Annotated in this window: 8 protein-coding genes; 5 read left to right on the plus strand and 3 right to left on the minus strand. The window is 31.8% G+C overall.

Features of this window, described 5'->3' with window-relative positions; genetic code table 11:
* Positions 1-194 precede the first annotated feature (194 nt).
* The 4 genes from AABL81_RS08860 to AABL81_RS08875 are packed head-to-tail and all read left to right on the plus strand — an operon-like array spanning position 195 to position 8,619.
* The gene (locus AABL81_RS08860) at positions 195-3,209 is read left to right on the plus strand and encodes a SusC/RagA family TonB-linked outer membrane protein (protein WP_341340841.1); all 3,015 of its coding nucleotides are present in this window, start codon (positions 195-197) and stop codon (positions 3,207-3,209) included.
* A gap of 2 nt (positions 3,210-3,211) precedes the next feature.
* Entirely contained in the window at positions 3,212-4,588 is a 1,377-nt protein-coding gene (locus AABL81_RS08865) for a RagB/SusD family nutrient uptake outer membrane protein (RefSeq protein ID WP_341340842.1), read from the plus strand.
* A gap of 12 nt (positions 4,589-4,600) precedes the next feature.
* Positions 4,601-5,809: a DUF4929 family protein gene (locus AABL81_RS08870; RefSeq protein WP_341340843.1), complete on the plus strand. Its 1,209-nt coding sequence runs from the start codon at positions 4,601-4,603 to the stop codon at positions 5,807-5,809.
* On the plus strand, positions 5,809-8,619 hold the full coding sequence (locus AABL81_RS08875; protein WP_341340844.1) for a M16 family metallopeptidase: 2,811 nt from the start codon (positions 5,809-5,811) through the stop codon (positions 8,617-8,619). The genes AABL81_RS08870 and AABL81_RS08875 overlap by 1 nt, the downstream gene beginning before the upstream one ends.
* Before the next feature lie 51 nt (positions 8,620-8,670).
* On the opposite strand, the gene AABL81_RS08880 is transcribed toward AABL81_RS08875, so the two are convergent.
* From AABL81_RS08880 to AABL81_RS08890, 3 genes are all read right to left on the minus strand, one after another.
* Entirely contained in the window at positions 8,671-10,644 is a 1,974-nt protein-coding gene (locus tag AABL81_RS08880; RefSeq protein WP_341340845.1) for a DUF3857 domain-containing protein, read from the minus strand.
* Between the two features lie 85 nt (positions 10,645-10,729).
* Positions 10,730-11,695 carry a ribosome small subunit-dependent GTPase A gene (gene rsgA / locus AABL81_RS08885; protein ID WP_158210190.1) on the minus strand — a complete coding sequence of 322 codons (966 nt, stop codon included), beginning with the start codon at positions 11,693-11,695 and terminating at the stop codon, positions 10,730-10,732.
* Between the two features lie 21 nt (positions 11,696-11,716).
* Positions 11,717-12,799 (minus strand): chorismate mutase, encoded by a 1,083-nt coding sequence (locus AABL81_RS08890; RefSeq protein WP_341340846.1) that lies wholly within the window; start codon positions 12,797-12,799, stop codon positions 11,717-11,719.
* 179 nt (positions 12,800-12,978) lie between these two features.
* Between AABL81_RS08890 and AABL81_RS08895 the strand changes: the two genes are divergently transcribed.
* Positions 12,979-13,821: a sulfite exporter TauE/SafE family protein gene (locus tag AABL81_RS08895; protein ID WP_341340847.1), complete on the plus strand. Its 843-nt coding sequence runs from the start codon at positions 12,979-12,981 to the stop codon at positions 13,819-13,821.

Consider the following 13,821-nt stretch of genomic DNA (forward strand, 5'->3'; position numbering starts at 1 on the left):
AAATATAAACAAAAAAGGAAACAACACAATCATAAACAGCTATAAACAAACATATTACACCTCATTTTTCAACAATTAACTTTTACCTAATTATTAGTATTTAATCTAAATAAAGAGCTATATGTCTTTGATTAGTTAATAAAATGTTTAATTTTATACATTAATTTAGAATAAGTCTTAATTAAACACTCACTATGAAACCTCTTAAAATCAATTTATTAATCGCTTTCATTTCTTTACTTTCTACTGTCTCTTTTGCTCAAACGCAACAATATGTAGGAAAAGTAATCAATCAACATACGAAAAAACCTGTACAAGGTGCGATTATCACCTTAATAGATACTAAACAAGTTTTTATTACTGAAGATAATGGTACCTTTTCATTTACAGCTCCCAAACAAATAGACATTATCGTCTCTCATTTAGGTTTTGAAGAAATCCGTATGTCTTTAAAAAATACTTCTCAAAATATTTATCTAAACCCAATTATGGAGCAACTCGAAGAATTGCTCATAAAATGCACAAACAATATAAATGATATTGATGTACGTAATCTAACTGGTTCTGTAGTTACACTTGATATGAATAAATTAAGTGAACGCTCTGAAATAGATATGGCAAAACTTTTACAAGGACAAGTACCAGGATTAACTGTTAATTATGGAGGGGAACTTGGAAAGAAACCTGAAATACGAATTAGAGGTAACTCTTCGTTTAATTACAATGGAAGTGCTAATGAACCTCTCTTTGTAATGGACGGAATTATTATTTCTACAGAAACTTTTCTTACTTTAAATCCAAATGATTTTACTACGATAAAAGTCCTTAAAGATGCTCCTGCTACTGCTTTATATGGTATAAAAGCAGCTAATGGAGTAATTGAATTAACTTCAAAAAGAGGTTTTGAAGGCAAACCTGTTTTTAGTTTTTCAATGAAACAAGGAATTACTCTTAGAGGTGAACGTCCTGTAGAAATGATGGGAACAAATGAAAAATTAGCATTCGAAGAACGAATGGAAATGCTGGCAACTCCTGGATATCTATTCTCTGAGAAATACATCACTAAAAATTATCAAAATAGCTCTTTATTACAAGCGAAATTAGCGGAGGGAAACAGAGTACTTGATTCTCTTAAACAATATAATACTGATTGGTTTAAAGAACTTATTAAGCCTAATCATTTTCAATCGTACAACTTTAGTGTGAGAGGTGGAACTGAAAAAAACACCTATTTCTACTCTTTGAATTACAGTAAACAAGGTGGTCGTATTCCTGGTAACGATATTAACCACATCACTGCCCGCGCAAACTTAAATTATCTAATATCAGATAACTTCAACCTTGCTATTAATAATAGCTTTGGGGTAGCAACTGCAAATACGGAGAATGGTATGGATAATGATCCATCTTCTCTTGCTTACATTTTAAACCCATATGAAACAAAAGAAAGTAAAACACTATATAGTTTTGACAAAAATCGTTCCTATAAAGATTTAATTAATCAATTCTATCAAAAAAGTACTACTAAGCGCTTTAGTAGTTCTTTGGTTATGCAATGGGATGTTTTACCTGAATTAAATATCTCAGGGGTAATTGGTGCAGATTATAGTTTAGGGGAAGTAAATAAACGCATATATAGTACTGCATACAGCCAACGTGATTATCCTATAAATGCACAAGGTTACTTATCAGAGGAAGATAATAAAAACTTTGATTTTTCTTCAAACATTCGTGCGAGTTACCAAAAGCAGATTGGAGACCACGACTTTTTTATTGGAATCAATTCTGATTATTATATAACAAATATAAAATCACTTTCTGCGTCTGGTTATGGTATTGCTGATGATATAAACAGTATTTCTGGTATCAATAACTCTTTAACGGGAGCCTATGCTCCTAATAATTCTGGGAACAAAATTAAAAATGCCCAATTAGGTTTTGGAGCTGCTTTAGGATATACATTCCAAAACACCTATGATCTATATGCAAGCATTAAAAGAGATGGTTCTTCTCTTTTACCAAGTAACAACAGATGGAACAATGCTTGGTCTACGGGTATCGGATGGTCTCCAAGTGAATATGCTTTTTTTGCTAAACAGAATATTTTAACGGCTTTAAAGTTTAAAGCTTCTTTAGGTTATACAGCAAGTATGGTTGGAATTACTCCACGTGATATTGCAACGACTTTCAGTAACTCTAACAACTTTTACGGAGAAAGTAGAATCTTACAACTCCTTGCTTTACCTAATAAGGATTTAAAACCTCAGCAAACCTATTCGACAAATTTTACAATTGATTTTGGTTTCCTAAATAGATTTAACCTTACAACAACTTTGTACAACGAATTAACGAAAGAAGCCATAGTTGCTGTTCCAATTGCAAGTAGCAATGGTTTTAAAACGTTTACAAAAAATATCGGGGAATTAGAAAACAAGGGTATTGAGTTAATGCTTAATGGTGATGTTCTACGCATTGCTGATTTTAAATGGAACTCATCTATTTCTATGTCTTATAATGCTAATAAAGTCAAAAATCTTTATGGTACGGATAAAATTTATTTATCTGACCAATCTGTTATTCCTGAATATGAAGTTGGCAAACCTTTAGGTGTTATTTATGGGTTACAAGATAATGGCGTTTACCCTATTACTGGATTACCTCAATATGTAGATAATGATGGAAAAATAATCAACTATGAAGACAATGTCTCTCCTAATTACTTCAATAATTTAGGATACTCTATTGCTCCTTATAGTGGTTTTTTCAACAACTATTTTAGTTATAAAAATTGGTCTTTAACTGTTAACATTAACTATAGTTCTGGTGGTAAAGCAACTTATAGTAAATCTTATATTAGAGATAATACAAATGCTAATCAGAATGCTATTAAAGGACAATTAGACAATATGTGGTTTGAAATTGGTGACGAAAACAAATTATATCCTGCTAAAAACCTTCCAAGCTCTGTTTATGATTTGTATCAATATCCAACAACAAAAACGGTGTATAAAACTGATTATATAAAATTAAACTTTGTTCAATTAGGTTATAACATTCCACAAAGCGCATTCATTAATCGCTACTTCAAATCTTTACAAGTAAATGTACAAGCTGACAATATTTACACCTATCGCAGACAAAAAGATAAAGGCTCTCTAAATGATGTATTACAACCTATTTTAACTTTTTCTATTAACGCTACATTCTAATTATGAAAAAAATATTTCTATTTATAGCTATAGGCTTTCTAACAGCGTGTAGTTTAGACATAAAATCACAAGACGAAATATCTGGTGATAATATCATTAATACTCCTACAAAAGCAATGGGAGTATTATCTCAAGCTTATAAGAGCCTTCCTGTTTCTTCTGAAAAATTCACTTTACTAACGGAGGATTTACAACCTAACTATCAAGTTGTGTACAAAAAAGAATATCAACTTAGCTATAATTGGGACCAACGTGAACTAACAAAAACAACTGCAACTATTTGGGAAGATTACTATAATGCTTTAATTAACTTAAATGTTATTTTACTTTCTAATGACAATTTGAATAAAGACAATAAGGATTGGCAATATATAAAAGGAAATGCACTCTTATTAAAAGCATATATATACTTTGATTTGTTGCAGCTTTACAGCAATCGTTATAATCCTAATGCTTTAGGTATTATTCCTAAAAACTCCTTAAGTCTGGAAACAAATAAGCGTTTAACCCAAACAGAAACATTAGTTGAAATTAACAACCTATTGGAAGAAGGATTGTCTCTCATAAAAGATTATCCTTATGAGAAAAACTATTTCATAACTAAAAAAGGAGCTCTGCATATACAAGCTCAAGTAGCTCTTTTTATGAGAGACTTTTCAAAGGCAGAAAAATTGGCGAAAGATCTTTTAAATGATAATTTTAAACTGATTAATACTGAAACATCGTATGCCAATCTTTGGAATAATCAGCTGACAAGTATTTCTTCTAATGTTTATTGGATATATGATTTACAAGAAAACCCTAATCACTATTTGTATTATCAACAAAACGCAGGTGATTATTTCTATATCAATGAAGCTCTTTCTTTTGCCGAAAAGGATATAAGACATAATGTTTCTCAATATTTATTTAAGTTTAAAGCTACTGGTACAGATGGAATAGATAGACAGTTGTTAGGAAAATATAAAACTACATCTGAAGACAAAACACAAAAGCCTATTGTTATGTCAAGAAATACAGAGACTTATTTTATTTTAATTGAAAGCTTAATTGAACAAAATAAAAATGCTGAAGCAATAGAACTGCTAAATGATTTCCTTTCAAACTTAAATGTAGATACTCTTACTCCTAATCTTTCGCAAAGTGAATTAAGAGCAATCTTTCGCTTACAAAAACAGAAAGAGTTCATTGGAGAAAAGATAAACTTCTTCGACTTAAAAAGATGGAATATTGACCTTGTCAGATATATACCTGATAGCAATAATAAAGCTGCTACAATTAAATCTACGGACTTCAGGTGGACTTGGCCATTGCCTGCTTCTGAAACGAGACATAATCCAAATGCAACTCAAAATGAAGGATGGACTATTGTTGACTAATATTGAAAAAAAATGAAAAAGACATTACAAAAAAACATATTCGTTTTAACTGCTTTCCTAATTACTATAAGCTCTTTTTTCGCTTGCTCTACTGAAGATAATGCAAATGGTGAATTTTTAGGTGAAAATAAAATAGTACTGATTCCGCAAACGAGCGTATTTCTAAAAGATAATAGTACTGATGAAACAGTAATAGACATTCATCTTGTAAAAGCAGTAAACACGCCTATTAAACTTAAATTTGCTCTACAAGGCAATATAGTAGAGAATACAAAAATTCTTGATATAGAAAACCCAACTATTGAATTTTTGCCTGGGCAAAAAAAAGCAGAACTAAGGATTAAAAGTACGTCGAGAAAAGTAATTACTGAACCAACAAATATTACTTTATCTCTTGTAGAAAACAATAGTACACTGAATCTTGAAAAACACTTACAATTTACATTACAACCTCTTTCTTCTACTGATGAATTAACATCTGACCAAATAGAGTTACTTGAACACTATAAACGCAATGGTTTAGATTTATTTCCTCTTATTGGTGATGTAGAAATGACAGGAACTATCTACTTTCCTGGTGATGGTAATTTAGAAGCTTTATATGACAAGAAAACAATACAGATTAATGGAATAACAACATTTACATTAAGTGAAAAAGCTACTGCAGAAAAACCAGTATTAAAAATGGTATCTAACGCAATGGGATTAGAAAGTTACTTATACAAATTGTTTAGAGATCTTACTATTGACGACCTTGTATTCTGGAATAATCAAAGTCCAGATGCTCCTCCTGCTAATAAAAACATTATGGAACTTATAGGTCTTACGCGAGAATCTAAAGAAACCTTTGAAGTTATGCTGGATGATATTGAAATAGACTTAAATACTAAAGAAGTTTCTTACATAGGGAAAGGCGAAGATTTTTATGGTGAAGAAATTACAATTATCCCTTTAACATACAGGTATAGTGCCTATGAAAGATTACAAAAATTCATTAATGATAAAAATCCTATCGCGATAGAAAGCATTGAAAATGGAGGTAATATTAATCCTGCTGCAATTATAAACAATGCAAATATTGAGGAAGATGACTATGATAATGACACTTGGACAGAAAGTACTGCAACTTTATCAAAGGACAAACTTTCTTTTAAATTTATAATGGGACACTCTGAAGCTGGAGGATACATAAACATAACTATTAACTACAAAATCAAATAATGACTACATACAAAATCTTATTATCTTCTTTATTTTTATCACTTTGTCCATTTATAACTAATGGACAAAGTCTTTATAAAGAATTACCAACGATACAGAATAAAACAATTGATAGCTTAACCAACGGTTTACAATACATTATTCACTCAACAGAACAACCGAACACAGAATACCGCTTGGTATTTAATATAGGTTCTCTTCAAGAAACAGATGACGAAATTGGTTATGCTCATTTCTTAGAACATTTAGTATTTAATGGTTCGGAAGACTTCCCTAATAGACAAGCAGTTGATACCTTACAAGCGCTGGGCTATAGTTTTGGAAGAGATATTAATGCTTATACGACGTATGAACGTACGGTTTATGAATTGTCTCTTTTAGACCCAAAACAATTAGATTTAGCACTTAATATCTTAGCTAACTTCTTAGGAAAATCTTCTTTAACAGATGAAGCTATTTTAAAAGAAAAGAAAATTGTAATCCAAGAAATTAGAGATTATGGCGTTGAATCTACTTTTACAAAAAAGAAATTAGAGGGAACAAAACACGCGCATCGTTTACCTATTGCAACTGAACAAGATATTATAAATATCGATCACCAACGCTTAAGAGAGTTTTACAAAAAATGGTATTCCTCTAATTTAGCTACAATTATAATCACTGGAAATGTTAATGCTGATAATGCAATAAAAGCAATCCAAAAGAATTTCGGACAATTTAATCCTGCTCCAAATGTCAATAGAAAACAGAATATTTTTGCTTTTAATCCAGTATTCAAAGACAAACTTACTACGCAAGAATCTCCAAACTCAAAAGTGAATAAACTTGAAATAATTCGCTTTGTAAAATCTCCTTTATTAGAATCTAAAGAAGACTTTAAGCTTCAACTTATAGAACATTTATATAACTCATTTTTAAAACAAAAACTGAAAGAGGGAAATTCTAAAGCGAATAACCATTCTACTTGGTATTTATCTAATAGAAATGAAAATGCTTTTGAACTACAAGCTACAACTAAAAAAGAACTCCTTTCTGAGGTTCAATTATTAAGTAGCATTATATACTCAATTGAACAAATTGGAATATCTGAAGAAGAATTATATGTTCTAAAAACTTCTTATTTAAATACTTTAAACAAAAGTGAAATCTCTAATCCTTATTATATAGCAAACTCTTATATTGACCAAGTAGCAGCATATAGCTACTTTTTAAATAATAGCGAAGAAGAACTTTTAGCACAAGAAATAATAGCTTCCATTTCAATTGATGATATCAATACGCATCATAAAAACACTTGGGCAAATGGTACTGCCAACTTATATTTATTCGAATTTAATTCTGATTTATTTGAAATCAAGAACGAAAAAGAATTAGAAAAGAGCTGGAAAAACGGAGCAAAACAAGTAACTAAATTCATTAAAAAGCAACCTATAATCAGTGATGATACAAACGAATTATCGCTAAATTGGGATACAATGCCTCCTATTGCTTTTAATTCAAAAGCTCATATCGTCTCTGAAAAAGAGTACAAAAATATTGGGGTTACCGAAATAACACTTCAAAATGGCTTGCGTATTGCTATTAAACCAACAACGAGTGAAGATAATAATTATATATTATCAATCGCTACACGAAAAGGCCTAAATCAGGTAAAACAAGATGAACGCGCTTTGTTTGAAGAAACTCCTTATTTCTTAGATACTGCTTGGATTAATGGCTTATCTAAAGACAACTATAGTGATATTGGAGCGCAAAAAGATGTTTCTACTTTGATAAGTATGATTGATAATGCCAGTATTGCAAATACTTCAAGTAGACAGGCTAATGCAACTGATTTATTTGAATGGAGCTATAGAAAACTGTATGACTATGTAATTCCTCAAGAAGACTTTGATGAATTTATTGCTGAAGAAATAGAGTCTTTAGCTACTACTCCCGCTACACCTAATTATCTGAAAAATCCATTTATCGCTATGTCTCATAAAATAGCTGCGTATAAATTTGGAATAAAGGCCACTAAACAACCATTAAAAACAAAAGAAGACATCCAAAGAATCAACATTAAAAATATGTTCACTCTTTTTGACGCAACATTTAGATCGCCTAAAGATATGTCAATCGTTATCAGTGGAAACTTCTCAATAGATGAAATTAAAGATAAAGCAACAACTTATTTTGGTAGTATTCCCTTGCATAAAAGGACACAGCAAAAGAGTAATATTGCTGATCCTCTAAAAGAGAAAGAAGAAATTACAAGAGCTAAAATAATTGCTTCAGAAGCTGAAAGACCAGATGTCTCAATCGTTTTCAAAGGTGATATTAATGCTACACTAAAACAGAGCATTATTGCTCAAATGGTACGTGAACTTTTAAATGATGCATTTTTAAATGTTTCTCGTGAAAAGGAAGGTTTGGTATATTCACCGTATTCAGATATTGACGTTACTCTATATCCTGAAGCTAAAACGTTTACTTCTTTACATTTTTCTGCAGAGGAAAAAGATCTTGCTACCTTAGAGGAATACGCCAAACAAGCGGTTAAGAAATTACAATCTACTCCGATCAACAACGAGATGTTAGAACGAATGAAGCGAACAATTCTAAACAACAAAACACTTCACTTAACAAGTAGTAGCACTTACCAATGGGTAGAAAAATTAAGAGAAATATACCTCAACTTTGAAGATTTAAGTGAGTTTGATCAGTATGATACTATATTGCAATCAATCACGACAGAAGACGTCTTAAACACAGCTAAAACAATGTTTAACTTAAATAAATACGGTGTATTCGTTATCGCTCCAAAATAACAACACAAAAAAGCCTCAAGAAGCATAAAATATCTTGAGGCTTTTGTTTTTTTATTTTTTTCGGGCAAATACAACTTGTTGTTGTAATACCTTTCCTACTTTCTGATATAAATCACGTACATATGGATAATCTTTTACCCCTATCACTCCCTTATTCTTTAAAAACAATAAAGTTCCTTCTACTTTATTTGTATCAACAGTAAACTTAACTTGCATTTCTATCCCTGCTTGTTGATTCCTCAACACTACATCTTCGGGTACTTTCTCTACTTCATAGCCTTGTGGAATTGCAATGCTAATCATATAATTTTCCATTGTAGGATATCCAAAATAAATAGGCATTATTCTATTTTCTGCTTCAAAAACTGTTGCGTTAAAATTGTATAATTGAAATGGATTTACAAAAAGCCTATCGTTAAACATTGATACAGCGTTTCTCTTATACAATGAATAATTTACTCTAACATCTTTTGATAAATCTTCCTTGGCATTAAACACTCTAACATTGCTAATTTGTACACCAAATTGTTGTGATTCATATGTCTTACCCAATTGCCATTCGCTACCATTATAACCACTTCTAAAAACAAGTGCATCATAATTAGTGTAGTTTTTAAGTAATTGCCCCTGCATAGAACCATCAATGTTTAATTCAACTTGATATCTATCGGTTATGCCTGAAACAAATTGAGGCATTAAATCAATTGACACAACACTTCCATTGTCTTTAAACAACATTCCTCTACCATTCAAATCTTCTAATGGCAAAATATTAATTCCTGAGTAAGGACTTGTGCCATCCAGTAAATAATAGGCTTCTCCTACTTCAACAGCAGTTATAACGTGATTGTAGTAATTTCTCTGCCAAGTTGTTTTCACGCCATTACTCCTTGTACTTAACAAGACAGGATTAGCTTGCAGACCTATATACCTCAACATACTTGTTAGCATCAGATTTATATCAGCAGAATTCCCAATCCCTTTATTGTATGCTGTTTTTGTACCATTACTCGCGAAAATGCCATAGGTACTATCCCATTTTACTTTTTGTTGCACAAATTTTAAAACCTTCTCTATTTTTTCTTCAGTTGACAAACCTTGATAATCCTCCAGTAAAATATCTCTTTTATAATATTTATCTTGCTTTAATTCACGCGAAAAACCTCGATTATTAGTCAAATCTGTCAAAAATTCTTTCTCGTTCAACAAAACTTTCTGTACAGGTGAAAACGGAAATTGTACTTCTAATAAATCAAAGCGCAAGGAAGCAATATAGTTTATTGGATTATCAATATAGGGCTCGTTAACAAAAGCAGGAACATTAACTACTTCAAATGTCTTTTCAAGTGCATTGACATTAGTTCGTGTTCCTGGTGATACAATTCCTGTCATAGACACTCTCTTTTCAGTTGTTGTCTCTTTCAACTTAACATCACCATTCTGAACAATACTATATTGAAAATACTCAGGTAAAACTACTGTGTATTTTGAGATACGCTTAGGCAAATCACCTTGAATAATCCACTCAGGTAACTCATCAATAAAACTTGTTACTCTACTATATGAATAAGTAACGACATCTCCTTTTTTTGCATTTTTAAATAACACGCCAACTTCCTTCCAATTGCCATAGTCATTCTTTACAACTTCCTCTTTTTCTATTTTTTCCATAGAAACATCTACCCCTTGCAAAGAAAAAAGTGACGCTTGATGTAAAACTACTTCTTCGCTTAAATAACCTTTAGGAGAATAAGAGACATAGAAAGAAAGCGACTCTCTTGCATCATCTTTATATAATTTGACTTTACGACTAACCTTTTCCGTTACACGAAAACCATAATCTTGAATATAATCCATTGCAACATCAATCTGTTCATTCAAGATTACAGCATCCGCTTCTGGAAAAATAGGATTAGTATTTTCTCTCAACTCCTCTACACTTACTTTCTCAAGAAAACTTTGTGCGTAAGTTGAAGGAATATTCATAAATAAAACAAACGCCAATAAGGGATATAAATATTTCATTCTTTCTTTTATTAATCTCTAAACGATAAAGGTAAAAATTCCAACGTACATAAAGTATGACATTGTACAAATAAAAAAACCAAGACTATTCGTCTTGGTTTCTTCCATCTTTATAAATATCTGTTCGATAATGTTCTTCTTCACCATCTAATATCTGAATATAACTTTTATATCTTGACCAAGCTAAAACATCTTCATCAAGCGCATCTTTCACAGCACAATGTGGCTCTTCTTTATGCAAACAGTTATTAAACTTACATTGGTCTTTCAATGCAAAAAACTCAGGAAAATAGTCTCCTACCTCTTGCGGTTCCATATCAACAATACCAAATCCTCTAATTCCGGGAGTATCTATAATACTTGCGTCAAAAGATAAATCATACATCTCTGCAAAGGTCGTTGTATGTTGTCCTTGTTGATGTTGCTCTGAAATCTGTGCGGTCTTTAAATTCAGTCCAGGCTCAATTGCATTAATCAAAGTTGATTTCCCAACTCCTGAATGTCCAGAAAACATAGAAACCTTTCCTGTCATTCGTTCTTTAATCGCATCAATTCCTTTTCCTGTCAATGCAGACACACGTAAACATTCGTATCCTATTTGCGAATAGATGTATTGCAAATACAATTGTTCATCTAAAGCATCTTCAGAATACGTATCAATTTTATTAAAAACTAATACTGTTTTAATCCCGTAAGCCTCAGCTGTAACTAAAAAACGGTCAATAAAACTTGTTGTTGTTACAGGATTATTAATAGTAACTATTAAAAAAACTGTATCTATATTAGAAGCAATAATATGTACTTGTTTAGACAAGTTTACAGATTTACGAACGATGTAATTCTTTCTTGATTCAATCTTATTAATTACTCCAGTCGTAACATCATTTGTAGTCTCAAGTTCAAACTGAACGTGATCACCAACAGCTATTGGATTGGTACTTTTAATACCTTTTAATCTGAACTTTCCTTTGATACGACAATCATAGAAATGTCCTTCTTCATTTTTTACCGAGTACCAACTTCCTGTTGACTTGTAAACTATACCTTTCATAAATAGTATTGCCCTCTTGTTTTATTCTTTGTTAATAATTTTATCTTGTCTATAAATACTCTCTTGGTGAATTGCTGTATAAATAGCTGTAATAAATTCTTCAGTAAACCCAATGTGCTTACCTTCTTCTTGCATTTTCTCCAAAATTGTAGTCCAACGTCCTTGTTGGAAAACAGCAACGTTCTTCTCTTTTTTCAACGTACCAATTGCATCTGAAATCAACATACGCTTTCTCAAAAGATCTAAAAGTTTACTGTCCATATCGTCAATCTGAATACGAGATGCTTGTATTTGTTGTAAAAACTCTTCCGTTTCATCTGTAACATTTCTCACTTTCAAGTTATCTAAGATATCTTGTAATTGATCAGGTGTTACTTGTTGTGGTGCATCACTCCACGCATTATCAGGATCACAATGTGTTTCAATCATTAATCCGTCATAATTCAAATCAAGTGCTTGCTGCGATACTGCAAATATCTTACTTCTATTTCCAGTAATATGTGATGGATCACAGAAAATTGGAATATTAGGCAAATGTAGCTTTAAATCTAATGGTATTTGCCATTCTGGGTTATTGCGATACTTTGTTTTTTCATAAGTACTAAATCCTCTATGAATAACTCCTAATTTAGCAATTCCCGCTTTAGCAAGACGCTCAATTCCCCCCATCCATAAAGATAAGTCTGGATTCACTGGATTTTTTAACAAGACAACTTTATCAGTTCCCTTCAAAACATCTGCAATTTCTTGAATAGCAAACGGATTTACTGCTGTTCGAGCACCAATCCATAAGATATCTACATCGTGTTCTAAACACAACTGCACGTGTTCTGCTGTTGCAACTTCTGTAGCAATCAACATTCCTGTCTCTGCTTTTACTTGTTGCAACCACTTCAATCCAATGGCTCCTACTCCTTCAAATCCTCCTGGACGTGTACGAGGTTTCCAAATCCCAGCGCGAAATACTTTCACTTCTTTCGGTAGTGATTTAGCGATTTTCATAACCTGTTCAGGCGTCTCTGCACTACAAGGTCCTGCAATGATCGCAGGATTTTGTCCTTGAAATAAAGACAACCAATCCTTGTTAATGTTTACTTTTTCCATTGGCACAAATTTAATAGTATTACTTTAATAACGACGTAAAGAATAGGTAAGATTAACACCTATTATTTACAAAAGAGAAATTAAAGATAACATATCTAAATTATAAAATTGCACTTAAAATCGATTTTTATACGATAAATACTTACTTTTAACCACATTACTACAAAAATTATATCGAAATGACATTACTTACGTTCACGCTAATTATGTTTTTAGGAGCATTTGCAGCTGGATTTATTGGTTCTCTTTCTGGTTTAGGAGGAGGAATCATCATAATCCCTTTACTTTCTGTATTTTTAGGAGTAGATATGCACTATGCCATTGGTACTGCTTTAGTAGCTGTTATAGCAACTTCTTCTGGATCGGCTTCGGCTTACGTAAAAGAGGGAATTACAAATATGAGACTCGGAATGTTTTTAGAAATAGCGACAACAGCCGGTGCTGTAATTGGAGCTTTAATTTCTACCAATGCCCCAACATCAGTATTAGCAATTATATTTGGTGCAACATTAGTGTTCTCTTCTATAAATTCTCTTCGCAAAAAAGAAGACCATTTGGTTACTCCGGAACAATCAAGCACGCTTACACACAAATTAAAATTAACGAGTACATACCCTACTCCCTCAGGAGAAAAAGTTAAGTATGGGATGACAAACATCATCGGTGGTTTTAGTATGATGGGGGTTGCTGGTATGATGTCTGGTTTATTGGGAATTGGCTCTGGTGCTTTTAAAGTGATTGCAATGGATAGCATTATGAAAGTTCCTTTTAAAGTTTCTACTACAACAAGTAACTTTATGATGGGTGTTACAGCAATTGCCAGTTCAGTGATCTATATTCAAAAAGGATATATTGAACCAAGTATTTGTATGCCTGTTATTATTGGGGTACTAATTGGTTCGATGGTTGGCGCTAAAGTGCTGATGAGAGCGAATACTAAAAAACTAAAAGTGTTCTTTGCATTCCTAATTTTAGTTTTAGCTGCAAATATGATTTATAACGGAGTACTTGGAAATATTTAA

The sequence above is a fragment of the Myroides sp. C1519 genome, assembly GCF_038039755.1.
Lineage (GTDB): Bacteria > Bacteroidota > Bacteroidia > Flavobacteriales > Flavobacteriaceae > Flavobacterium > Flavobacterium phaeum_A.

Excerpts from the sequence above, each read along its gene's own strand:
- AABL81_RS08875 (WP_341340844.1), top strand. The coding sequence starts at position 5,809 with ATGACTACATACAAAATCTTATTATCTTCTTTATTTTTATCACTTTGT.
- AABL81_RS08890 (WP_341340846.1), bottom strand. The coding sequence starts at position 12,799 with ATGGAAAAAGTAAACATTAACAAGGATTGGTTGTCTTTATTTCAAGGA.
- rsgA (WP_158210190.1), bottom strand. The coding sequence starts at position 11,695 with ATGAAAGGTATAGTTTACAAGTCAACAGGAAGTTGGTACTCGGTAAAA.
- AABL81_RS08865 (WP_341340842.1), top strand. The coding sequence starts at position 3,212 with ATGAAAAAAATATTTCTATTTATAGCTATAGGCTTTCTAACAGCGTGT.
- AABL81_RS08895 (WP_341340847.1), top strand. The coding sequence starts at position 12,979 with ATGACATTACTTACGTTCACGCTAATTATGTTTTTAGGAGCATTTGCA.
- AABL81_RS08870 (WP_341340843.1), top strand. The coding sequence starts at position 4,601 with ATGAAAAAGACATTACAAAAAAACATATTCGTTTTAACTGCTTTCCTA.
- AABL81_RS08880 (WP_341340845.1), bottom strand. The coding sequence starts at position 10,644 with ATGAAATATTTATATCCCTTATTGGCGTTTGTTTTATTTATGAATATT.
- AABL81_RS08860 (WP_341340841.1), top strand. The coding sequence starts at position 195 with ATGAAACCTCTTAAAATCAATTTATTAATCGCTTTCATTTCTTTACTT.